Source organism: Bacillus sp. FSL W8-1143 (assembly GCF_037965155.1).
GTDB lineage: Bacteria > Bacillota > Bacilli > Bacillales > Bacillaceae > Bacillus > Bacillus pumilus.
In genome coordinates this window covers 737,067-760,575 of sequence record NZ_CP150182.1, presented here as the reverse complement: position 1 = coordinate 760,575, position 23,509 = coordinate 737,067, and the positions used below count along the sequence as shown (strand labels likewise).

At 38.3% G+C, this 23,509-nt stretch carries 18 protein-coding genes; 6 read left to right on the top strand and 12 right to left on the bottom strand.

The genetic code is table 11. The annotated features are described in order from the left end of the window. The first annotated feature begins 67 nt into the window (after window positions 1–67). Window positions 68–268: a hypothetical protein gene (locus NSQ36_RS03620; protein WP_251191544.1), complete on the top strand. Its 201-nt coding sequence runs from the start codon at window positions 68–70 to the stop codon at window positions 266–268. A gap of 10 nt (window positions 269–278) precedes the next feature. Here the strand turns inward: NSQ36_RS03620 and NSQ36_RS03615 are convergent, their stop codons facing one another. Together NSQ36_RS03615 and NSQ36_RS03610 are read right to left on the bottom strand one after the other, a co-directional pair. Further along, the gene (locus tag NSQ36_RS03615) at window positions 279–1,193 is read right to left on the bottom strand and encodes an NAD(P)/FAD-dependent oxidoreductase (protein WP_251191543.1); all 915 of its coding nucleotides are present in this window, start codon (window positions 1,191–1,193) and stop codon (window positions 279–281) included. Between the two features lie 64 nt (window positions 1,194–1,257). Continuing rightward, window positions 1,258–1,695, bottom strand: a complete 438-nt coding sequence (locus tag NSQ36_RS03610; RefSeq protein WP_251191542.1) for an Rrf2 family transcriptional regulator — start codon at window positions 1,693–1,695, stop codon at window positions 1,258–1,260. Between the two features lie 171 nt (window positions 1,696–1,866). Here NSQ36_RS03610 and NSQ36_RS03605 point away from each other — a divergent pair, with 171 nt between their 5' ends. Further along, a complete protein-coding gene (locus tag NSQ36_RS03605) occupies window positions 1,867–2,238 on the top strand; it encodes a hypothetical protein (protein WP_003214092.1) in 372 nt (123 codons plus the stop codon). A 72-nt stretch (window positions 2,239–2,310) separates the two neighbouring features. Here NSQ36_RS03605 and NSQ36_RS03600 read toward each other — a convergent pair whose 3' ends face one another. The 3 genes from NSQ36_RS03600 to NSQ36_RS03590 form a co-directional block, all read right to left on the bottom strand. After that, window positions 2,311–3,159, bottom strand: coding sequence for an SMI1/KNR4 family protein (locus NSQ36_RS03600; protein WP_327840052.1), 849 nt, complete (start codon window positions 3,157–3,159; stop codon window positions 2,311–2,313). Between the two features lie 106 nt (window positions 3,160–3,265). Next, window positions 3,266–4,240, bottom strand: a complete 975-nt coding sequence (locus NSQ36_RS03595; protein ID WP_095407913.1) for a tRNA-dihydrouridine synthase — start codon at window positions 4,238–4,240, stop codon at window positions 3,266–3,268. Window positions 4,241–4,626: 386 nt separating this feature from the next. Further along, window positions 4,627–5,763 (bottom strand): Rap family tetratricopeptide repeat protein, encoded by a 1,137-nt coding sequence (locus NSQ36_RS03590; RefSeq protein ID WP_339207316.1) that lies wholly within the window; start codon window positions 5,761–5,763, stop codon window positions 4,627–4,629. A 353-nt stretch (window positions 5,764–6,116) separates the two neighbouring features. Here NSQ36_RS03590 and NSQ36_RS03585 point away from each other — a divergent pair, with 353 nt between their 5' ends. Next, complete coding sequence (locus NSQ36_RS03585) at window positions 6,117–6,599, top strand: hypothetical protein (protein WP_339206802.1); 483 nt, start codon at window positions 6,117–6,119, stop codon at window positions 6,597–6,599. 55 nt (window positions 6,600–6,654) lie between these two features. Further along, on the top strand, window positions 6,655–7,212 hold the full coding sequence (locus NSQ36_RS03580) for a hypothetical protein (protein WP_326136733.1): 558 nt from the start codon (window positions 6,655–6,657) through the stop codon (window positions 7,210–7,212). Between the two features lie 155 nt (window positions 7,213–7,367). On the opposite strand, the gene NSQ36_RS03575 is transcribed toward NSQ36_RS03580, so the two are convergent. The 3 genes from NSQ36_RS03575 to NSQ36_RS03565 form a co-directional block, all read right to left on the bottom strand. Beyond that, a complete protein-coding gene (locus tag NSQ36_RS03575; RefSeq protein ID WP_339206799.1) occupies window positions 7,368–11,753 on the bottom strand; it encodes a hypothetical protein in 4,386 nt (1,461 codons plus the stop codon). A 243-nt stretch (window positions 11,754–11,996) separates the two neighbouring features. Next, window positions 11,997–13,382 (bottom strand): 23S rRNA (uracil(1939)-C(5))-methyltransferase RlmD, encoded by a 1,386-nt coding sequence (gene rlmD, locus NSQ36_RS03570; protein ID WP_339206797.1) that lies wholly within the window; start codon window positions 13,380–13,382, stop codon window positions 11,997–11,999. A 60-nt stretch (window positions 13,383–13,442) separates the two neighbouring features. After that, on the bottom strand, window positions 13,443–14,351 hold the full coding sequence (locus NSQ36_RS03565) for a diacylglycerol kinase (RefSeq protein ID WP_050945745.1): 909 nt from the start codon (window positions 14,349–14,351) through the stop codon (window positions 13,443–13,445). A 181-nt stretch (window positions 14,352–14,532) separates the two neighbouring features. Between NSQ36_RS03565 and NSQ36_RS03560 the strand changes: the two genes are divergently transcribed. Continuing rightward, window positions 14,533–15,486 (top strand): nucleoside hydrolase, encoded by a 954-nt coding sequence (locus NSQ36_RS03560; protein ID WP_339206795.1) that lies wholly within the window; start codon window positions 14,533–14,535, stop codon window positions 15,484–15,486. Window positions 15,487–15,517: 31 nt separating this feature from the next. Here NSQ36_RS03560 and NSQ36_RS03555 read toward each other — a convergent pair whose 3' ends face one another. Further along, entirely contained in the window at window positions 15,518–18,727 is a 3,210-nt protein-coding gene (locus NSQ36_RS03555) for an efflux RND transporter permease subunit (protein ID WP_003213881.1), read from the bottom strand. Window positions 18,728–18,858: 131 nt separating this feature from the next. Between NSQ36_RS03555 and NSQ36_RS03550 the strand changes: the two genes are divergently transcribed. Beyond that, window positions 18,859–19,704, top strand: coding sequence for a TetR/AcrR family transcriptional regulator (locus tag NSQ36_RS03550; protein ID WP_003214065.1), 846 nt, complete (start codon window positions 18,859–18,861; stop codon window positions 19,702–19,704). Between the two features lie 188 nt (window positions 19,705–19,892). Here the strand turns inward: NSQ36_RS03550 and gatB are convergent, their stop codons facing one another. The 3 genes from gatB to gatC are packed head-to-tail and all read right to left on the bottom strand — an operon-like array spanning window position 19,893 to window position 23,099. Next, window positions 19,893–21,323, bottom strand: coding sequence for an Asp-tRNA(Asn)/Glu-tRNA(Gln) amidotransferase subunit GatB (gene gatB / locus NSQ36_RS03545; RefSeq protein WP_003214292.1), 1,431 nt, complete (start codon window positions 21,321–21,323; stop codon window positions 19,893–19,895). A 13-nt stretch (window positions 21,324–21,336) separates the two neighbouring features. Then, window positions 21,337–22,794: an Asp-tRNA(Asn)/Glu-tRNA(Gln) amidotransferase subunit GatA gene (gene gatA, locus NSQ36_RS03540; protein WP_251191460.1), complete on the bottom strand. Its 1,458-nt coding sequence runs from the start codon at window positions 22,792–22,794 to the stop codon at window positions 21,337–21,339. A 14-nt stretch (window positions 22,795–22,808) separates the two neighbouring features. Next, window positions 22,809–23,099, bottom strand: a complete 291-nt coding sequence (gatC, locus tag NSQ36_RS03535; protein WP_003213898.1) for an Asp-tRNA(Asn)/Glu-tRNA(Gln) amidotransferase subunit GatC — start codon at window positions 23,097–23,099, stop codon at window positions 22,809–22,811. Window positions 23,100–23,509 lie beyond the last annotated feature (410 nt).

The window sequence follows — 23,509 nt, the reverse complement described above, 5'->3', positions numbered from 1 at the left end:
GATGGAATTACAATTGGAAATAAACTGTCATTTCTTATATGATAGAAAGAGATGGAGGTGTGACCAATTGAAAAAATGGTTTTTACAGGTGTTCCTCACAGCATTGATCACTATGTGGATACAGGCTGGACTTGATCAGGTGAACATCATTCATATCACCAATGTATGGGTCGATGTCAGCAGCTGGATCTTGATCTTCTTTGTCATCTACGCACTTTTTGAATGGGCAGCTCACGTTTTAGCAAAACGGAAAACCGCTCATCGCTGAACACCTCCTTTCATAGAGATGTTTTTTGTTGAAATTCTTCTTGCACAAGTTCATGGATGACGCCCATTCCTGCTTGGCTACCAGCAGCTGCTGCAAGAACAAGTTGAGCAGGCCCACCTAAATTGTCACCGCATGCAAAGACACCGCTGACGGTTGTACGTCCAAGAATATCTGTTTCAATGCCGGCATTTTTCGTCATTTGACAGCCTAGTTTTTCAGCAAATGGAGCTGACTGCTTGAATTCACTTGCGACAAATCCGCCTTCTCTATTCACCGTTTCCCCATTCGCAAGGTGAAGAGAGTGCATTTGTCCATTCTCATGATGAATGGACATAATTGGTACATCAATGACTTGAATAGAATGTACTGATAGCAGTGCCTTCTCCTCTTCAGCAAACACTTGCTTCCCATTCGTAAACACGATCAAATCCTTTGTCCAATTGGAAAGAAGTTTAGCCATATGCAAGGCGCGTGGATTCTCAGCAATGAGAGCAAGCGGCTTATCCTTTAGCTCCCAGCCATCGCAGAAAGGACAGCTAAACAACGTCTTTCCATACACTTCATGCACCCCCTTGATCTCTGGCAGTATATCCTTTAGTCCTGTTGCCAATATGATTTTCTTCGCTTCGAATCTTTCTCCCTCTTGTGTCAGTAAGGCAAAGTTGTCCTCATTGTTTTGTACCTCAACAATTTTACTTCGTTTGATTTGGATATTGGGGTAGTTTTGAAGATCTGCTTCACCCGCTTTTCTGATCTCAAACGGTGTCATTCCATCGTTTGTAATAAATCCATGTGATTCCTGAGTCACTCGATTTCTTGGCATCTCGTCATCGAATACAATGACCTGTTTTCTGCCTCGCCCCACAACAAGTGCTGCACTTAATCCGGCTGGCCCGCCTCCAATAATGGCACAATCTAATAACATGTCAATCTCTCCTTTTTATTCAAGACTTTAAAGACTCTTAATATCTATAATAGGTTCAAAAAAATCACATGTTGAAAAATGGATTTTTTTCTGTCTGCTCTATTTGACTTGCGATATCAACTAACCGCTTTTGACTTAGCGTTTCCTGCATTTTCGTTTCAACATCCTGCATGACCTGTTCAATCAAACAGCCATCATGAGGCATGAAAGAATCATGTTCTAAGGAACAACGAAATAAATTGGTTTGTCCTTCTACAGCCTGAATCACATCTAAAAACGAAATGTCTTCCTTCTGTTTCATAATGGCGTAGCCACCTTTTGCGCCAGGTGTTGATTCAATCAATCCTGCCTTCACAAGCTTTGTTAAGATTTTGGATAAATAAGTGGATGAAAGGTCTTGCATCTTGGCGAGAGGCTCAACGCCTATTGCTTTCCCGTTTGGTGCAAGAGTTAAAAACACCATCGTATGCAGTGCATAGTTGGTCGCTTTAGAATATTTCATAGGAACATCCCTTTCTATCTATTACAGACCTTTTATATCTGTAATTGATCATAAAAGATTCAAGAAGAAAAAGCAAGTGTTGTGAATCTACTTCTTTTTTCATTCCACATTTCGCATTTCCTTCCGATAATAGAAGTGTAGCAATGATGAATAGTAGAAGGAGTGAAGAAAATGTCAGATCAACAGCACAATGCAGCACACGAAGAAGAAGAGGAATTTAACGTATACGACATGCTTCCGCCCGCAGGAACAATCATTGGAGAAGCAACAGAAGAAGAAATGGAAGCTGCGGCAGCATTAGAAGTGAGACATGTCGCGTTCATGCGCCTTCAAGATATGTTCATTCAATTTGATGGCTCGTCTTACAAAGACTTATTAAAAGACTTCCAAGAATTCGAATTGGATTCAACAAAATTCTGGAGAGCCATTGCTAGACGCCTGCAAGTTCCATACGAATGGCCAATCCGACTCGACCACGCAAACGGCCCTATTTATATAGGTGAAACAGAGGATAGCCGTGAGGTTGAGGAGAGTGCGGAGTAAGGAAATGGTGACCCCCTTTTGATGAGGGGGTCTTTTGCTGAAATGATAGATTTCTCAATAAAAAAAGATGTATTACTCCTCTAAATCAAATTCCAACGCAATCGATATATTAATGGCTATGTCGTGCATTTCATCTATTTCTGATTGATTCAAATGCTCCGCAAAACGACGTGCACTCTCGACAACATCAGAATGCTGCTTAATCATCTCTTCATTCAGTATAAAGATCGTATTGATCGCCCAGCCAGCATTCGTTAACATTTCTTCGTCTTGAATGGAGTTCATGTATGTTTCTACTTCAGAAAAAATCCACTTGATATCATCAATTTGTTCTACTTGGAAATTCGCGATTTTTGAAAGCTGTTCAGGGTCTTTGGTTAAGAAGATATCTTTCACTTCTTCTTTTGATAATGGTTTATTCTGCTTTTCATATTCAGCCTGCCACTCTTCATCTGACATCCCATCTTCTTCGCTATCTTCTGCGGTATAATGCCCAGCAATCAGTTCATCAAACGAATCCGCTAATTTGAAATCCGTCTCATATTCTAGATCAAAGTAATGAACTGTCGGATGCTCCTTTGTTTCTCTGTAATCCAATGCAATCCAAGTATGACCATCCCCACAAATGAGCACAAGTCCCTCAGGCAATTCCCATTCTTCTATTAAATAATCACTATCCATGATGCCTTCATTTTTGGCAATTCCTCTTAAATGATCAAATGACACATGATCCTCTGCCCATCCATTCGGCTGATCCGTTGGAAAAGCATTATGCAGGGTATACCCGCCATTTTGTTCGAGGATAAGTTTCTTATATGTATCAGGCAAGATGACGCCTAGCTTCTTTTCCGCTTTTGCAATGCCTTTCTCATTGATTTTCTTAAATGTTTCTTCGCTTTCTCTATCCCAAAATGGTTTCAAATAAAATACCTCCAATTGTTATTTCTATCTCATTTTACCATTTAAGCGAACTAGTTTAATAGTCCTATTAAATAAAAAAAAGAAGGGTTCTCCCTCCTCTTTTTGGTCATGATTGGTCTTGATTTCTCGCTTCAAATTCATCCAGCATTGCACGCACTTCGTCTGTTGATGATGTGTTCATTAATTGATTTCTTAAGAAACTCGCTCCTCTGAATCCTTTTACATAAATCTTAAAGAAACGGTGCAGTGCCTTGAATGGACGCAAACCTAGTGATGAGTATTGATCATGAAGATCAAGATGTAATCTTAAAAGACCGAGCAGTTCATCACTTGTATGCTCCTTCGGCTCTTTTTCAAAAGCAAATGGGTTATGGAAAATCCCACGCCCAATCATCACACCGTCCACTCCATACTGTTCAGCAAGCTTTAAGCCAGTTTGACGGTCAGGAATATCACCATTGATCGTCAAAAGCGTATCAGGTGCTACTTCATCACGAAGTTTTTTGATTTCTGGAATGAGCTCCCAATGTGCATCCACCTGGCTCATTTCCTTTCTTGTACGAAGGTGAATCGATAAATTCACAATATCTTGCTCCAAAATGTGTCTAAGCCATCCGCGCCATTCATCGACTTCAGTAAAACCAAGTCTTGTTTTCACACTGACAGGTAATCCCCCTGCTTTTGCTGCTTGAATCAGCTCTGCTGCAACGTCTGGGCGAAGAATCAAGCCGCTGCCCTTCCCGTTTTGCGTGACATTTGGGACAGGACAGCCCATATTAATATCAAGCCCCTGAAATCCCAATTCCGCCATTCCAATACTCATTTGTCTAAAGTTCTCAGGCTTGTCTCCCCAAATATGAGCAACAATCGGCTGCTCATCCTCTGTAAAGGTTAAACGCCCTTTCACACTTTGAATGCCATCAGGATGGCAATAACTCTCACTGTTCGTAAACTCTGTAAAAAACACATCAGGTCTCGCCGCCTCACTCACAACATGACGAAACACAACATCTGTCACTTCTTCCATTGGTGCTAATATAAAAAATGGCCGCGGTAAATCACGCCAGAAATTTTTACTCATCTTTCATCCAATTCCTCTCATGACATAGCGCCTTATAGGGCATGTCCTTCTATAAAATATCATTATATACATTAATAATCATTCAACGCAAAAAGAGCATAAAATGATCATTCACAAAATGCTATCACACTTTATAAAATATCAAAAATTTGAGGAGACGTAAACGCCGTTCCTACTAAGAAATGTTTACGCGATGGGCAGTAAGTAAAGCATCCAGCAAACTAATGAAAAAGATATTCAAATAAAAAAAGCCCTATGGAGGGCTTTTTAAATTGTAATTGCCTTTTCTGTTACATGATAAGTGTTAGAAGTAATAATTTTATCAAGTGACCAACCGGCAGCGAATAACACAGAAAAAATTGTAAAACTGATAAATAACTTTTTCATCATAACGCCTCCGCCATTTTTAGTATTTGTTGTTGAGCTTTAATGGTCTTTTTTAGATATTCTCTATTCATTTCAAAATTCCCTTTTTGATAATGATAATCTGCAAGTTTTTCTGATAACTCTGCAACATCTTGCCATAGATGTTTACTTTCTAAATAACCGAGGCTTTCTTTTACCTCCAATTGATTATATTCTTCAAAAAGTGCATAAATGATTTTTAATTTAGCTATATATTCTTGATCGTCTGCGAGGCTGGCTCTATTTATGCCACAAATAAAATATTGATTTCCTTTATCTTTTTTACCTTGATCGTAGAATACCCATGACAACATATAAAGAGTTCTAATTCCCGAAACCGTTTCGGCGTGTTCTTTAATTTGAATTGAATTTTGAAATTCATTTTCTGCAGTTTCAATTTTCCCCGCCCTCTTTTTGACTAACCCTATATTATGATGTATTACACCAATGATTCTTCGTGCTGTATCCTCTTTAAGCTCTTGAGCCAAACTCAAGGCTTCCCGATAATAAGATTCTGCCTCATCTAAACGGTATAAGTCATACATATTCGCTCCAAATTTGATATTACAACCGACTACTTTCGCTTTGTAAAACTCGCTCGTTGAATACATTTCTTTTGCTTTTTCCAAATGATTTAATGATACGAAATGTTGATCAATACGATAATAAGCATCGGCCAGTTTATAATGAAATTCCGCTCTTTCTATATCATCAGGTACATTCTTTAAATGTTCTTCAGCAATCTTATAAAAATTTATAGCAGCAACATAATTCTTGTGATGGAATTCGTGCATACCTCTAAAGAAGTTTGAATAGTAGTCAAGCGTTCCTTTGACATGAGGTTGTTTGTTCTCTATTTCTTTGAGTAAGTTGGGTAAAGTGGGGCGTTGTTGATTCATTTCAATAGGCTCAAGACTCTCAAGCATGAGTCGATGCCTAAACTCCATTAATTGATAATAAAGTAGTAAATCTTGATCCTCTTCCATGTTCTCTAGTTCTCTTTCAACCCGTTCTTTTAAAATCTCTGCATCCGGCACGCTGAATGTTCTTATAAATCTATACCAATCATTTATCAAGATACCAACTTGAGAAGAAAGAATTTTCTCCACTCCTACCATCCCCTTTTCTTGCCATCCCTTATAATGACATATATTATCATTTAAGGAATATTTCCACACCTAAAAGAAACCGCAATTTTTCCATAAAAACAAAATACAATGATATAGATGCACAAATATATAGCATTCTAACAAATACAGTATAAAAATACTATTTACCCTTAATTTGGTTGTTGTTACAATTTTTATTAAATGCGTAGAAAGGAGTGATTATCTTATATAAAAGACCTATAAGGATTTAAGACATATTCCACTGGTTTTTCTCAAAATGTATTTTATAATTGAGGCTTGGACAACAAGGCTTTCTAACATAATAAACAGTCTCTTTATTAATTTTTTTGGAGGCGAAGAACATGACTTTTAGAAAAAAACTTGTTCCTGTACTACTAAGCTCAACTCTATTAACTTCTGGTCTGGGTGCGACTACTACGTTTGCAGCGGAGCCAGCTAAATCAACAACATCAGTACATACGAAGGTGTATAAAACTTCTTTACAACAAGCCGCAACAAATAATAGCACTAGCCCTATTCAGTCAAATGCTTTAGCAACTCAAACAGCCGCAAATGGGGAAGTTTCTACTCAAGGGGCTGTTTCGTGGACATATAAAGCATTCCGAGGTGCTTTACGTTCTGGTGGGTGGTTACTATCAAAAGCATTGAAACCCTTTAATCCAAAGGCTGCTGCTTGGATCAGAAAGAATTCTGCTAAAATCGCAAATGTAATGGATAAGGGCGAAAAGTGGACTGAAAAACAATTCATAAAAGCTTTTACTAAAATGGGTGCACCTAAAGATGTTGCTAAAACTTTGGCAAAATTCATCATTACTCTTATTTAAATAAACAATAAGTGCTATTAGTTTTCTAATAGCGCTTTTTTATGGAGGGGATATATTGTCTTTTTCTTATGTGATTTCATTGACTTTTTTAATACTCCTTTTAGTTTCTATCATATTTTATACTTTTTTAAGGAAAAAAAATGTTGTAGATGAACCCCCAGGTGCTATTGTTGCCGTTCTTCTTATTTTACTAATATGTTTTTCCCTTGGTTTTGTTATTGCTATTCCAACTTTCATGCTTTACCTAGTATCATTGGGAGTGAATTTTCTTTTCGGCGAATACATAACTTATGATTCATTTTTCTCTTTAGTGACCTTTTCTTTGTTAGTTAGCATCATCGTAATTTTTTGGTCATTTATAGTTTTATTTATAGGGAAAGGAATCATTTTTTTGTTGAAGGTTCCAAAATGGATAACTTATATTTTAGAATTTTTTGCTTCGTGGGCTCTTATTTACTTCACGATTAAATATGTACTAAATTTAAAGATAATTGAAGTTTCTATATGGGGGAATGGTGTATTAATTTTATCTTTCTTTGTTAGCTTTTTATACATTGGTCTTGATATCATATCCACTGCGTTGGATCAAAAAAATCAACATATAGAAGAATAACCCCCTATCTAGACAAGGGGGTTATTTATATATAGAATTTTAAATTTATCCAGTTAACATAAAGGTGCGAATATAGATTACACAAGATATCTGATAGTTACTTAAAAGGTCTAAAGGTGTAAAAATGATGTACATAATGGTTATGCAACAACGTCTTACCTTTCCATTAGTTTTTGGCTCAAGGACCTAATTTGACCAAATTGCATTTCGAACATCAAATCCCATATATCAAGACATTCATTTGCGATAACTTTTCTCGCAGGTATAGTTGAGTTAGAGGTTTCGTCATATAATCCAATGATTAATTTAGAAATTTCATCTTCTATTCCCCAAATCCCTTTAAACTTATCAACTTCATTTCCAAGTAAGTGGTAACTCATTGAAAATATAATATCTTTGTAATCAACTATTGATTTTGATTTTTCTTCAAGATAACGAACAAATGCATGTACTATTCTACGGTTTAAACCAGAATTCATTATTTCAATCATAAAATCCTTATCTCTCTTTAAATCAATAAGATCATCATAAAATAATCTTGAAATCGGAATCTCCAAATCTAATTTACTTGCCTTAAATTTAAGCATTATATTTTTTGCGGATGAATTAAATTCATCTTTATTGAAATAATTAGTTGTCATATGGAGAATTGCTTTTGCTTGTACTTCACTCATTTTATCCACATTATTCATTACTTGTGTAAATTCTTTTTTTAGAATAAACATCTCTGAAAGACAATGTCCACCCATTTCAACTAATTTTTCATCTTCAGATTTGTAGCATTTTTTAATAACTTCTAATACTCGTTCGCGATACTTCGGATATAGTAAAAATAGCATTTTTTTCGTACCAAAGAAGCCCGCTAGCCTATAATCTTGTTCATATTGAAGTAAAATTAATTCTGATGCCCAATCCCTTTCAATGTTATATGAAGGCCATAATGCGAGTAAACTAGCAAATTTAACTGGCGGATTTTCATCCAATGCCAGCTTTTCAATTGTATCTTTAAACTGTTTAAACAAAGTTCTTTCATTCCATAATAACTCAGCTATAGCTTGAGCTGAGTTACCTCTTACACAGTTTAATGCATTACTTTGTAGCATACTAAAGCTACGCATTTCTTTATCCTCATTATTAGTTATATTCGATTCTCCTAATTCTGGATTTTTGTGGTTGATCGCAATATCCTTTAGAATGTCTAAAATCCCTTGAGACCATTTTACGTTTTTTCTGTCTCTAATGATTGAGCAAATGTCATTCGCCCGATATGAGGTATAATCATATGGATAGGACAAAATCATTTTTTCCAATAACTCTACCGGCACATTACTCAATGCCTTACTAGATGCAACGCCACTAAATAAGGAATCTACGTATGATTCCAGAACTTTCTCTTTATTTAAAAGAACTAGATTTATCATTCTTTCAGGTTCCTCGGAAACAGCTTTACTAAAACTACTTGCAAATTCTTCAATAGAAGAACTAATAAAACCTTCTGGAACCTCTATCCATCTGGAAGAATCTTTTTGAATAAGTTTTTTATTAGTTAAAATCTCTATCCACTTTTTGTTATTTAATTTTTTCCCCGCCACGGGTGAGCTTATCCATCCGCTGTGCCCATCCGAATATTTATATAAAGTTGACCCTTTAGGGAATTTACGTCTTAAAATACGTAGCAAATCCTTTGCTTGAATACTTAAACGATTATAGGGAAGAATTTCTAGAATTTCTTTTTGGAAATCACCCCAAAAACTCCAATAAACTGTATAACCATTTTTTTCTTTATTATAATCAATTCTTCTTCGATATACATCTTTAGCTTGTGGAGATAGATAACTTAGAATTCGGTTTTCCAATACACTAAAAATAGCTTCACTGCAGTATCTCGCATGCTTTTTTAATATTTGTTTGGCAAAAAATAATTTATCACCATTGCCACTTGTATTATCGAATATGTTACTGTTGAAATCACTGCATAAATAATTAATTACAACATCGCTATAACTTTCTGACACTCTGAATAATCCATCCAATATAATTTCATTAAATAAATCATTACCTTTTCCCATGAATTCTTTATAGCGATCAAAGAATTTTTTTGGTTGTTGAGAAATTATTGCTGCATTCGCTTTTTTTATAATTTGGATAGCAGCCCTTTCTAGCCCTCTTTTATGAATATAATATCCAGACCACTCACTATAAATAAAGCTTGTGTCTTCTTCTATTGGAACGAATGGTAATAATAAATTAAGAACTTCTTCTCCATTATTTTTTAAAATTTTAGAGTCATCATACAGTATTTCATCTTCGTAAGTATAAATTTGTTTCCCCTTGCTTTTAATTTTATTTTCCAACAAAAAAGAAACTAGCCGTATTGTTCTTATTTCATCATTTTTGAGCATCGCCTTAAAATCGAGATAGTCATCAGCCATTGACGGATAACGTTTATAAAATTTCAGTCTTAATTCAAATAACTCATCCGTATCATCATTTATATCGTGAAAAAAACATTTAGAAAATTTATTATCGTCTTCCTGAGAATTAAATGCATATTTTTCAATGAACATAATATCATCAGCCTCAAAATTCGGACTTATACTTACGAACAAATTGATAACCATATCTTTCTTAGATGGGGTGTTAAACCATTTCTCTAAAATACCATTTTGCCTAAGCAACTTAATATAATTGGTCTTAGAAAATATAACGTTATTAATAATATGATTACTGTATATTTCATTTTCGCAGTTATTCACAATAAAATTTTGTATATTTTCATCTATATTATCTATCTGGTTTAACACCTCGAAGAAAACAAATTTGACAAAATACCTGATTTGTTTTGCTTCAAACATTTTTTGTCCAACAGTAATAAAATCATGGCTATCAATTTCAAATAAATTTTGCATAAACATTTGCACTTGATATCTTTTACCAGGTGTTTGTTTATCTTTAGCCCCAATAATATCTACGATATCTTCACCATCATAATATCTATGAAGCATCTTATCTGCTAAAAAACAGTCTAATATAGACTGATGAGCGAATGAAACTTTTCTATCCTGAATTATTAAGAAAGCATTTGAAGATAAGAATTCTAAGGTTGATTTATTTTCGTTTAATATACTTAAAGGAATAAATATTCTACTAGACTTTTCTAAAAAAGTTACCATCTTATCTTTAATCTGAGTTAGATTGTCTTCTCTCAATCCAAACTCAAAACATTTTTCGGACAGCTGTCCCCACCATTCTGAGATCAAATGGCTTGCGGTAGAACATTCTGCATATACTTTGCCAGAGTCTAGCTGTTTCCAAATATATAAATTGCTTGGAATTCTTAGTATCTCTTTCAGTTTACTTGTTAGTTGCTCATAACGCTTTCCAACAATACCCTCAACTAATTCCTCGTCCAACTCATTAACCTGAACCCTATCCCATTGAATAACGTCCTCTTTTGAATCATCTTTTTTAAATAATGCTCTAATATTATTATCGTTTTCCAAATCATGAGTTCGACACACAAAAACAACAGATATCTTGTTTTTTCTATCATTATTCAATGTCTCTACTTGATTAATAATCTGAGAGCATACTAATAAAGCATCTCTAGAATGAGCAAGAGTCCAGCGTAGGGCATCCAACTGATCCAAAATAATTACTGCCTTTTCATTTTTAGAAACACTGTGAATACAATGAGTGATTGATGCAGGTAATCCTAAATCTTCTCCCCACTTCTCGGCAGTCATACTGGGAACTCGTTTATCTAATTTAATTGCCAAATATGGTATCTCATTTTCTTCACAATAATTGATAACATCTTCTGTACATCCACTTTTCCCTCTTCCAGCCTTTCCATGTATTATTAAAGATTTCTCTGAATCTAATGCTTCTCTACATAAAGAAAATTCTTTTCTCTTTATAAGACTATTGTCCAACGGAATAAAAGTTGATTTATATTCGCAATTCAACTCCTCTAGCCTAGGCTTGATTTGTTCATTAGACGAAAGGTGTTTATTCCCTCCTAACAAATAATCGGCCCTTAGCTCCTCAATTGTTCTTATAATTTCCCCTTCTGATTTACCAATTGACTCATCAACCATTGATACAATTGCCTTGTCTTTAATATCTAATAACGACTCTCGAAAATTTACTAGTAATTCAAATAACTCAGAGAAGTACTCTTCAAAATCACTCGGTTTCTTAATAGGTGTATGCTTAAATTCATCTTTTTTAATATTGACAAATTCGACCGCTTCTTGTGCTAGTTTCTTACATATATCTTGGTAATCTTCCTTTGTAGTGTTATATGCATAAAATACTCTTTGTATTATTGTCTCAACAGTCTTGCTCTGTTGAAGAAACTCTATAAAATAGTTACTATCAACCTCAGTATTATCAAACTTACGATTAAATTCATTAACTGTATCTTCTATGTCTTTAATTAATCTCTTTTCACCTCGATTTGTTAAACCTTTTGACAAAAGATAACCCGCAAAATTTGGGGCTATCAAAGTTCCTGCTATATATGCTAAAATGCTCACTATTATTCCCCCCTAATCGACGACCATGATTTTTCTTATATTCCAATAACAAACCTTCTCATCATCCTTTTAATTACCAATTTTACATTTTATTCATATTTCTATTATATCAAAAAGTTAAAATAAATTTTCTGTGAATTGCCTGATTAAGTACAGCAGTTACGGACAAAGAGTTTGAGGGAACTTCAACTAAAACTTTGTTAATCCCCCTACTATAAAAAAAGAAGGCAACACCCATACGGGTTAGTTGCCTTCTTTTAAAATAAGTTGCGCTACACATTCTACATGGTTGGTATGCGGAAACATATCCACAGGCTGCACTTCCTCTGTCACATACCCACCATCTTCAAGAATACGCAAATCACGGGCAAGCGTCCCTGGGTTACAGGAGACGTAAACAACACGGTTTGGTTTCATCTTTAAAATGGTGTCGAGCAGCGCTTCGTCACAGCCCTTTCTTGGAGGATCAACGACTAATGTATCTGCTTTGATGCCTTCTTTGTACCAATTCGGAATAACCGCTTCTGCTTCACCGACTGCGAATTCAACATTATCGATTCCGTTTAAAGCAGCGTTGCGTTTTGCATCTTCAATTGCTTCTGGGACAATTTCAACCCCATATACTCTGCCTGCTTTTTGTGCGAGAAATAAGGAAATCGTACCGATTCCGCAGTAGGCATCGATGACAGTTTCTTCGCCTTGCAGTTCTGCATATTCAAGCGCTTTGTCATAAAGCACCTTTGTTTGAGCTGGGTTCACTTGATAAAATGAGCGGGCTGAAATGGCAAATTTGATGTCGCCAATCGTGTCATAAATGTATTCTTCGCCCCATAAAACGGTTGTTTCGTCTCCGAAAATGACATTTGTTTTCTTTGAATTCACGTTTTGTACAATTGACCGAACATGTGGGAAGCGTGCTATAATCTGCTCAATCACCTGCTGCTTTTGCGGAAAGTCAGCCGTTCTAGTCACAAACACAACCATCATTTCACCTGTTGCAATGCCGTAGCGAACCATCACATGACGCAGCCAGCCTTTGTGCCGCTCTTCGTTATATGCTTTGATGCCAAACGCATTACATATGTCTTTTACTGCCTGTACCACTTCGTCATTTTCTGACTGCTGGATCAAACATTTTTCCATATCGATGATTTCATGGGTACGCTGCTGATAAAATCCTGCAACTAGTCCGCCTTCGCGTTCGCCAATTGGAACTTGTGCTTTGTTTCTGTAATTCCAAGGGTCTTCCATGCCGAGTACAGGATGAACTTTTACACGGCTCATATCAAGCTTGCCGATCCGCTCTAAAACGTCCTTTACTTGTTTCTGTTTAAATAGCAGCTGGCCTTCATAGCTCATATGCTGAATTTGACAGCCGCCGCACTGCTTATAGATAGGACATGGCGCATCTTGCCTATGCTGACTTTCCTTTGTCAGCTCCATGAGTCGCCCAAAAGCAAATCCTTTTTTGACACGTGTGACTTTGATTTTCCCTTGTTCGTCAGGCAGTGCATTCGGTACAAAGACAGGGAATCCTTCAATTTTCGCTACACCTGCACCTTCGTGCGTTAAGTCTTCGAAGGTTACATTGTAGTATTCATTCTTTTCAACAGGCGGTTTCATTTTCACCAATTTTATCACCTCATTTGCAAAGAAAAACTTGGTGCCATAAGGAACCAAGTTCAATCTCTACCCTATTTTTTCAGCTGTTGCTTTTGGCACTATAAATTCAATATGACGATACAGGTTTTCAAATTCACCTGGCAGCATGCCGCCGAATTCGCCATCTAAATTTAATTGCATTTTATCTTTTACATCTACCTTCACGCGATTCGCTTTTGTGTAGATGACATTGTTATCATGAATATGCTCGCCTCGCAGTGCAAGGCTGACTACTCGAATGGCTTCTGCTAAATTGACCTTCTTTAAAATAATCAGGTCAAACATTCCATCATCTAAAACAGAATCTGGCGCTAGCTTTTCAAAGCCGCCTACTGAGTTTGTGAGTGAAACAAGAAACAGCATGATTTCTCCATGAAACAATTTGCCGTCATATTCAATTTCGACTTCTGTCGGGCGGATCGAAGGAAGCATCTCCATGCCTTTTAAATAATAAGCAAGCTGTCCAAGCATTGTCTTCAGCTTACTAGGCACTTCATAGGTGAGCTCTGTTAACCGGCCGCCGCCTGCAATATTAATAAAATAATGGCCATTGACTTTACCGATATCAAGCGGCTTCGCTATACCATCTATAATGGCATCTGTTGCTTTTAAAACACCTTCTCGTGGAATTCCAAGTGCTCTTGCGAAGTCATTTGTTGTTCCAACCGGAATAATTCCTAGTTTTGGTCTTTTTTCAAGCGGTGCTAGTCCATTGACGACTTCATTGATCGTGCCGTCTCCACCTGCTGCTACAATTAAATCAAAGTCTCTCTGTGCGGCATTCTCAGCTGCTTGTGTCGCATCTCCTGCACATGTCGTTGCATGACAAGATGTTTCATAGCCGGCTTGTTCAAATTTTTGCAAAACCTGCGGCAAATTCTTCTTGAAGAGTTCACGCCCAGATGTCGGATTGTATATAATTCGAGCACGTTTCATTCATCATCATCCTATATTCATTATGCAATCTATTTTCACCACTAACAACCTTTAATTATACTATGAGATTTGAAAATGGCAACAGAACAACACCCTAATATGACAAATCTCCTGCCACATTTCCCTCAGCAAGAAAGCATTCTGATAAGATAAAAGAAAACGCTGTAAAGGATGATTTGCGATGAAAAAGCCTGTCTATTTTAATCATGATGGTGGTGTTGATGACCTCGTCTCGTTATTTCTTCTCCTTCAAATGGAACATCTGAAAGTGATTGGGACGTCTGTGATTCCTGCTGATTGTTATTTAGAGCCTGCTCTCAGTGCGTCTCAAAAAATCATTGATCGATTTAGCCCATATGAAATTGAAGTCGCTGCTTCAAATTCTAGAGGCGTCAATCCCTTTCCAAAAGAGTGGCGCATGCATGCTTTTTATGTAGACGCCTTACCTATCTTAAACGAGAAAGGCACTGTTGATACAAAAGTGTCCAAGCTTCCAGCACATCTTCATTTAATCGAAACTGTTAAAAAGTCTGCAGAACCTGTCACGCTGCTCTTTACAGGTCCGCTCACAGACCTTGCACGCGCCTTAGAAGAAGATCCTTCAATCTCTAATAAAATTGAAAAATTGGTATGGATGGGCGGTACATTTCTTGAAAAAGGGAATGTGGAGGAACCCGAGCATGATGGGACAGCAGAATGGAATGCATTTTGGGACCCTTATGCTGTCAGCACCGTCTTCAAGGAACGCTTTCCTATTGAAATGGTCGCACTTGAGAGCACAAATCAAGTTCCGCTTACACCTGATATTCGTCAGCGGTGGGCTTCCCTTCGTTCTCATATCGGGATTGATTTTATTGGGCAGTGTTACGCCTTTTGCCCGCCTCTCATTCATCACGAAACCAACTCGACTTACTACTTATGGGACGTGCTGACAACGATCACTCTTGCTTTCTCATCATTTACTCGTTCAAAGGAAATGAATGCGATCGTTTACACCGAAACGCCAAAGCAAGGACGTACCGAAGAGCATACAGATGGAAAATCAATTCAAGTGATTGATCATGTCGATCGTGACGCATTTTTCCAAGCATTTGAAGAGCTTATGAAAAGAGCTGTTTGTCAGATTTCAACATAAAAAAGCCCCGCCATCAAAGCGGGGCCCCATCTCAATCTTCTTCTACGTATTTCTTTTTGCGTTTAAATTTGCTTAACACTTCGTATACGATTGGTACGATAACCAGTGTTAACAATGTTGAACTTGCGAGACCACCAATGACTGTGACGCCAAGTCCTTTTGAAACAATTTGGCTTCCGCCTTCAAATCCTAATGCTAATGGAAGAAGTGCCCCAATTGTCGCAAGTGCCGTCATTAAGATTGGACGTACTCTTATTGTACCAGCTTCCAGTAATGCCTCTCTTGTTGAGAGTCCTTCTTTCTCTTTATGAATGACTCGGTCAATTAAGACGATCGCGTTTGTCACAACAATTCCGATCAGCATGAGCAATCCAATCATGGCGTTTAAGCTGATGGTTTCTTTTGCTAAAAACAATCCAACGAGCGCGCCAATAATTGTAAATGGAAGCGAGAAGAGAATTGCAAATGGTGCAAGACCTCCGCCAAATGTGATGACGAGAACGAGATACACAATGGCAATCGCTGCGAGCATTGCGAGCCCAAGCTGTGTAAAGGATTCCTCAATATCCGCACTTACGCCGCCTGTGTCAATCGTTACGCCAGATTTCAGATCAAGCTTGTCGACTTTTTTCTGAACATCCTGTGTCACACTTGAGACATCATCTGTTGTCATGTCTCCAGACACTTCTGCGTAGATTTTTCCATCACGTTTTGTCACCGTATTCGCTGTCGTACCATTTCTTACTTTTACGACATCACCAATTCGGACTTCTTGCCCTGTTGGTGTTGTGATCTTTTTATTTTCTAAATCTTTTTTGCTCTTATATTCATCTTTTTCCGTTTGAAGATTCACATCAAGTTCTTTGCCGTCCTCAGTTACTTTCGTCAGTGTTGTTTCACTATTTTGAGGAGCAATCGCTTGAGCGATTTGTGAAGCAGTTAGACCCAGTTTCGCCAGTTTTTCTTGATCTGCATTAAACGTATATTCGTCGTATTTCTCAGATAAGCTTGTGCTGACATTTTTCAGGTTTTTCTCATCTTTTAAGATGTTCTCGACATCTTTTACTGTGCCTTCAATATCGCTTACTTTGTCACCGTAGACATAGTACGTTACTGTATTGCTTGCGCCAGCAGATGAGAAGTCTTGTGATTTCCATTCCCCTTTAGACGTTTTGTCTTGCAGGGCTTTGACCACTTTATCTTTTTCTTTATCAAAGTTTGGTGTGTCTTCATCATATTGTACGAAGAATAACGCACCGTTAGAATTGCCGCCTACACTTGCTGTCAGGGCATTTGAAGAGCCTAGTGAATATTGAACAGTATTGACATGGTCACGTTTGATCAAATATTCTTCTGCTTTTTTCGTTTCATCGATAGCTTGTTCTCTCGTTTGTCCAGGTTCAGGTGTATAAGTCACCATCGCCGTCTTCTCTGCTTCCTGTGGTAAGAAGCTGACACCGACAAGTGGTGCTAAGAATAAGCTTCCGACAAGCATAAGAATGGCAATTCCTGATGTGATCCATTTGTGGTTCAATGTCCAATTGAGTACACGTCTATAACCGCCAGCAAGCTTGCTTGGTTTATGTTCTTTTACCTTTTTCGCTGTGCCGTACAGGTTCTTTTTAAATAGACTGTGTGCCATCATTGGAACAATCGTAATGGCGACAAGGAGTGAAGCCATTAAAGCAAACACAATCGTTAATGCAAATGGGATGAATAGTTCACCAATCATTCCACCCACAAGTGCTAGCGGTAAGAAGACCGCAATTGTGACGATCGTCGAAGACATGATTGGAATAAACATTTCTTTTGTGGCTTCTTTAACGAGTTCTTTTCCTTTTAATGGCTCATCCTTTAATGCCATTCGTCGATATATGTTTTCTATGACAACAATGGAGTCATCAACAACACGCCCAATGGCGACGGTCATGGCACCAAGTGTCATGATATTTAGTGTGATATCCAGCTGATTTAATATTAAAACAGCAATCAACAGAGATAACGGAATGGAGATGACCGAAATTAAGGTTGATTTGATATCTCGAAGGAACAACATAATGATAATGATCGCAAAAATCGCTCCGATGATAGCCTTATTCAGCATTGTGCTAACGGACTCTTTAATCGGTTCTGCTTGATCATATGTGGTACTTACTTTGATTCCTTTGTTATCTTTCTTAAACTTCTCAAGTTCTTTTGTGACTGCTTCTGCTACACTTACTGTGTTGGCATCAGAGCCTTTGACAATTTGCAGACCGATACTGTCTTTTCCATTTGTTCTAGAGATCGATTCTGCATTCTTGACGACTTTAATATCCGCAATCTCAGAAAGCTTAATTGTCGGCAGCTCTACAGATTGACCGCTCGCTGCACTTCCACTAGGTTGCTGCTGGGCTGCTGCTTGCTGCTGACTTGCATTTCCAGCCTGCTGCTCCGCACCTTGCGCACCTGGATTTTCAGCGCCGCTAGATGGTGCTCCAGCTCCACTGCTTGCACTTGGTGTGACAGGAATTCGCATGTTTTTCAAATCTTTGACGCTTAAAATATTGCCGTCCACGACAACTGATTTTTGTTTGTTGCCAAATGTGTATAAACCTAATGGCACATTCACATCAGAGCCTTTGATCATGTTTTGGACGGTTTCTTCATCTAAACCGTATTCTTTCAATTTTTTTTGTTTAAACGAAAATTCTACTTCTTTGATTTGCTGTCCAGAAGCTTCGACGGAAGATACACCGTCTAATCCTTCAAGTGAAGGGACAAGGTCACCTTCCACTTTTTTCGTCAGGTTTTCTAATGATTCTTTATCACCAGATACACTGAGTGCTAATATTGGAACCGCATTGATACTAAAGCGTGCGATTTTTGGTTTTTCTGCATTTTCCGGAAAATTGATGTTGTTAACCGCATCTTCAATTTCCTTTTTTGCTTCATCCATGTCTTTGTTATAATCGTACTCGACTTGAATCGATGAAGCATTTTCAAAAGAATTGGATGTGACCACATTGACTCCGTTTAGGTTTTGAATAGACTTCTCAATTGGATCGGTCACCTTATCTGATACTTCGTCCGGCGTTGCGCCAGGATACGTTGTAGAAACCGTAATGACTGGAGTGTTGATATTCGGGATTGATTCTTGTTTCATATTCAATCCAGCATATAGACCAGCAACTGTTACGATAATTGTCATGAGCCATACAGCGAACTTATTCTTTAATACAAAATTGATGATCGAATTCATTATGTCCTCCATTTTCCTTTATGTATTGACTGACTGGTCATTCTATATCATAATAAACGGTGATATACAATGCCGTCAACCATTTCTCTTGCGTTTGACGTAACATTCTAAAGCTGAAGGGGCCTTATTTCATGAACGAAAAAAAAGAAAAAATCATTAAAGCAAGCATCCAGTTGTTTGCGAAAAAGGGTTTTTCTTCTACGACCATTCAGGAAATAGCAGATGAGTGCGGAATATCGAAAGGCGCGTTTTATTTGCATTTCAAATCAAAAGAACAGCTTTTCAACCGAGCGTTCGAATATTATATCGACACTTCTATGCAAACTATTGAAACGATTCGAAAAGAGAATCAGCATCTCGCACCGAGAGAAATCTTCCAGAAGCAAATCGCTGAACAGTTTCAGCATTTTGCTGAGAACAAGGATTTTATCATTTTGATCCTCAGCGAGAACATTATTCCAGAAAACCAGCAAATTAAAAAGTATTCAAAAACTGTGAAAAAGCAAATGAATGATGAAATTCAAATTTCCATCTTGACCACTTATGGACAGGAGATCGAACCATTTATAACTGACCTGTCAGTCATGATTCAAGGAATCATCCAATCGTATGTGCAGGTGCTGCTTTTACAAGATCAGATGCAATTATCATTTGATGAGCTCTCTTCCTTTATACTCGAACGATTAGATGATTTGGTTCAAGGTATGCTTCGTTCTCAGACGAAACCGATCTTAAAGCCAACCATTTGGGACGATGAAGCGCCGAGCGCTGCATCCCTAGAAGAGGAGCTTCGTTTGTTAAAGCTTGAGCATTTGCTTTCTGATGATACCCTTGTATCCATTGAAGTCATTGAAGAAGAACTGGCGAAAGCTGAGCCTCGTAAGCCAGTCATTCAAGGGATGCTGACGAATTTAGAAAAGTGTGAGGACCCTGCTGTCATAAGAGTAGTCGAACAATTGAAGCTGTTTCTTTCATAACTTTACGTGCTGTTTTTCCGGTTCGTTCACCTTTATCCCCCTTCGAATGTGCACTTTCGCTTATACTTCATTATAAGAAAAGAATCTCCGAATTGATATACGGCGGTGGTCTGAATCTATTATAAGACCCTGTCAGTTCAAGCAAAAAAAACCGCCTCTTCTCATGAGGCGGTTTTTGCTATTGTTCATTAGCGTTTTTTGATTTCTTCTAGGAGAATCTTGTTGACCATCGGCGGGTTTGCTTGTCCCTTCGATGCTTTCATGATTTGTCCGACTAAGAAACCAATCGCGCGGTCTTTTCCGTTTTTAAAGTCTTCGATGGATTGCGGGTTGTTATCAAGTGCTTCTGTGACAAGTTTGAGCAGGGCACCTTCGTCAGAAATTTGGACAAGTCCTTTTTCTTTGACGATTGTTTCTGCGTCTCCCCCATTTTCAATCAGCTCTTTGAATACCTTTTTGGCAATCTTAGAAGAAATCGTTCCTTTTTCGATGAGATTGATCATGCCAGCCAGGCCTTGCGGCGTTAGCTTTGTATCTTCCAGCTCTTTTTGAGCTGAATTTAAGTAGGCAGATACTTCTCCCATCAACCAGTTTGAAGCTTGCTTCGCTTCTGCACCTTCTGAAATGGTTGCTTCAAAGAAATCAGACATTTCTTTTGTCAGCGTCAGCACCATCGCATCATATGCAGGAAGCCCAAGCTCATCGATGTAGCGTTTGCGGCGCTCGTCTGGAAGCTCTGGAATCGATGCTCTTACGCGTTCTTTCCACTCGTCATCAATGTACAGCTCCACCAAATCTGGTTCTGGGAAGTAGCGGTAATCATCTGAGCCCTCTTTGACACGCATGAGGATCGTCTTTTTAGACGCTTCGTCATAGCGGCGAGTTTCTTGTTCGATCAAGCCGCCAGAAAGCAATACTTGCTCTTGACGTTTCTCTTCGAATTCAAGACCTTTTTGTACGAAAGCAAATGAGTTCAAGTTCTTGAGCTCTGTTTTCGTTCCAAACTCTTCACGGCCAATCGGACGAAGTGAAATATTGGCATCACAGCGAAGTGAGCCTTCTTCCATCTTACAGTCAGATACGCCTGTATATTGAATAATAGATTTTAGTTTTTCTAAGTACGCATACGCTTCTTCTGGTGTGCGAATGTCTGGCTCAGATACGATTTCAACAAGCGGTGTGCCTTGACGGTTGAAGTCAACAAGTGAATATCCGTCGCCTGTGTGTGTCAGTTTACCTGCATCCTCTTCCAAATGGAGACGCGTAATACCGATTCGTTTCGTTTTGCCTTCTACTTCAATTTCAATCCAGCCGTTTTCACCGATCGGTTTATCAAATTGAGAAATTTGATACGCCTTTGGGTTATCAGGATAGAAGTAGTTTTTACGGTCAAATTTTGTATCTGTTGCGATCTCACAGTTTAGAGCCATTGCTGCTTTCATTGCAAAGTTCACCGCTTCTTTGTTCAATACAGGCAGTACGCCAGGATATCCAAGGTCGATGACACTTGTTTGCGTGTTGGCAGCTGCACCAAAAGGTGTCGGCGAGCTGGAGAAAATTTTTGATTGTGTTTTTAGCTCAACGTGGACTTCAAGTCCAATTACCGTTTCAAAGTTCATTCTGATTCACCCCTTACAGTTCAGGTTTTGCTTTATGATGATCTGTTGCTTGCTCGAAAGCGTGAGCCACGCGGTAAACCGTTCCTTCATCAAAGTGCTTACCAATGATTTGCAGTCCTAACGGAAGACCGTTTGCAAATCCACAAGGCACACTGATTCCTGGAACGCCTGCAAGGTTCACAGGGATCGTTAAAATATCGTTCGCGTACATCGTCAGTGGATCGCTTGTCTTTTCACCAATGTTAAATGCAGGAGTTGGCGTTGTTGGCCCTACAATGACATCATACTTTTCAAAAACATCTTCGAAGTCTTTTTTGATCAATGTACGGACTTTTTGCGCCTTTTTATAGTATGCATCATAATATCCTGAGCTAAGAGCGAATGTGCCAAGCATGATGCGGCGTTTCACTTCGTTTCCAAAGCCTTCAGAACGAGTATTTTTGTATAAATCAATCAGGTTTTCTGCATTATCTGTACGGTAGCCATAGCGGATGCCGTCAAAACGCGCAAGGTTTGCAGATGCTTCTGAAGAAGACAGTAAGTAGTAAGTCGCAAGCGCATATTTAGAATGCGGAAGAGACACTTCTTCCCATGTGGCACCAAGTCCTTCTAATACTTTTAACGCTTGAAGAACAGACTCTTTTGCTTCCTCGCCAACACCTTCTCCAAGGTATTCTTTTGGCACTGCAATTTTCATGCCTTTGATGTCTCCAGTTAATGGAGAAAGAAAATCTGGGACGTCGACATTTGCACTCGTTGCGTCCATTTGATCGACTCCAGCAATCGCTTGAAGAACGTATGCATTGTCCTCAACGTTACGCGTAATCGGCCCGATTTGATCTAATGAAGAAGCAAATGCGATTAAGCCGTATCTAGATACACGGCCATACGTCGGCTTCAGGCCCACAACGCCGCAGAATGATGCCGGCTGGCGAATCGAACCGCCCGTATCTGATCCAAGTGAGAATGGTACTTCACCTGCTGCAACAGAGGCTGCTGAGCCACCACTTGATCCACCTGGAACAGTGTTTAAATTCCAAGGGTTTTTCGTTGCTTTGTAGCCTGAGTTCTCTGTAGAAGATCCCATTGCAAATTCGTCCATATTTAATTTACCGATTGTGACTGCTTCCGCATCTCTTAAACGATTGACAACCGTTGCATCATAAATAGGATCAAAGTTTTGCAGGATTTTACTAGATGCTGTTGTACGTAAATCCTTTGTGACGATGTTATCTTTCACACCGATTGGCATACCGAACAATAGACCAAGCTCGTCCTTTTCACCAACTGCCTCGTCCAATTCCTTTGCATACGCACGAGCTTTCTCTTCGTCCAGTGCAAGGAATGCTTGTACTTTCCCGTCTACTTCATTGATTCGTTTATAAGACTCGTCCACTAAATCAGAAACAGACAGTTCCTTTTTATGTAAAAGCTCTTTTAATTCAGAAATTTTGTGATCAAACAGTGACATGCCTCAGGCCTCCTTTAGTCCAAAATTGATGGCACACGAATATAGCCGTCTTTATGATCAGGCGCGTTTTTGATGACTGCCTCAATGGAAAGACCTTTATTCGGAACATCTTCTCTCATGACGTTTTTCATTTTTAATACGTGTGTTGTTGGTTCAACGTTTTCCGTATCTACCTCGTTTAACTGCTCTGCAAATGAAATGATGCTATCAAGCTGTTCAGTAAACATTTCAGCTTCTTCTTCTGTAATTGCAAGCCGTGCCAAATGCGCCACGTGCTTTACTTCTTCTATTGAAATTCTAGACATGCAGGTTCACCTCCAAAAATGATACGTGTTCGTGGTCATGATCATAAGTCATATACACTTTATCATATCAAATTTTACTGTTCTAAAGCAACTTTACACAGGCGCAGCAAGAGCCCTTTTCTCTCGAAGCATCATAGTGATCCAACAGATAAAGAAAATAGTCATGCAGACCACCTTTTATTTTCAGAAAATTTTTACTTTTATTTACTTTTGTAAGCGTATACAAACTGATTCGTATCACCGATCTGTCCATTTTTTCTTCAAAATGAGGAGGTTTAAGAAGGTTGATCACTTGGGAATACTCTGTTAGGTTAAGTAACCATAGCAGTGAGAAGGGCATTCAATCAAAAAACTAGCCCTGACACTTCTGGATATTTTGATTGAGGTGATGTCAAATTTATACGAAAAAG

Coding starts and splice junctions, on each gene's coding strand:
- NSQ36_RS03550 (WP_003214065.1), top strand. CDS start 18,859: ATGAACGAAAAAAAAGAAAAAATCATTAAAGCAAGCATCCAGTTGTTT.
- NSQ36_RS03615 (WP_251191543.1), bottom strand. CDS start 1,193: ATGTTATTAGATTGTGCCATTATTGGAGGCGGGCCAGCCGGATTAAGT.
- NSQ36_RS03560 (WP_339206795.1), top strand. CDS start 14,533: ATGAAAAAGCCTGTCTATTTTAATCATGATGGTGGTGTTGATGACCTC.
- gatB (WP_003214292.1), bottom strand. CDS start 21,323: ATGAACTTTGAAACGGTAATTGGACTTGAAGTCCACGTTGAGCTAAAA.
- NSQ36_RS03585 (WP_339206802.1), top strand. CDS start 6,117: ATGACTTTTAGAAAAAAACTTGTTCCTGTACTACTAAGCTCAACTCTA.
- gatC (WP_003213898.1), bottom strand. CDS start 23,099: ATGTCTAGAATTTCAATAGAAGAAGTAAAGCACGTGGCGCATTTGGCA.
- gatA (WP_251191460.1), bottom strand. CDS start 22,794: ATGTCACTGTTTGATCACAAAATTTCTGAATTAAAAGAGCTTTTACAT.
- NSQ36_RS03590 (WP_339207316.1), bottom strand. CDS start 5,763: ATGGTAGGAGTGGAGAAAATTCTTTCTTCTCAAGTTGGTATCTTGATA.
- NSQ36_RS03610 (WP_251191542.1), bottom strand. CDS start 1,695: ATGAAATATTCTAAAGCGACCAACTATGCACTGCATACGATGGTGTTT.
- NSQ36_RS03565 (WP_050945745.1), bottom strand. CDS start 14,351: ATGAAACGTGCTCGAATTATATACAATCCGACATCTGGGCGTGAACTC.
- NSQ36_RS03555 (WP_003213881.1), bottom strand. CDS start 18,727: ATGAATTCGATCATCAATTTTGTATTAAAGAATAAGTTCGCTGTATGG.
- NSQ36_RS03605 (WP_003214092.1), top strand. CDS start 1,867: ATGTCAGATCAACAGCACAATGCAGCACACGAAGAAGAAGAGGAATTT.
- NSQ36_RS03595 (WP_095407913.1), bottom strand. CDS start 4,240: ATGAGTAAAAATTTCTGGCGTGATTTACCGCGGCCATTTTTTATATTA.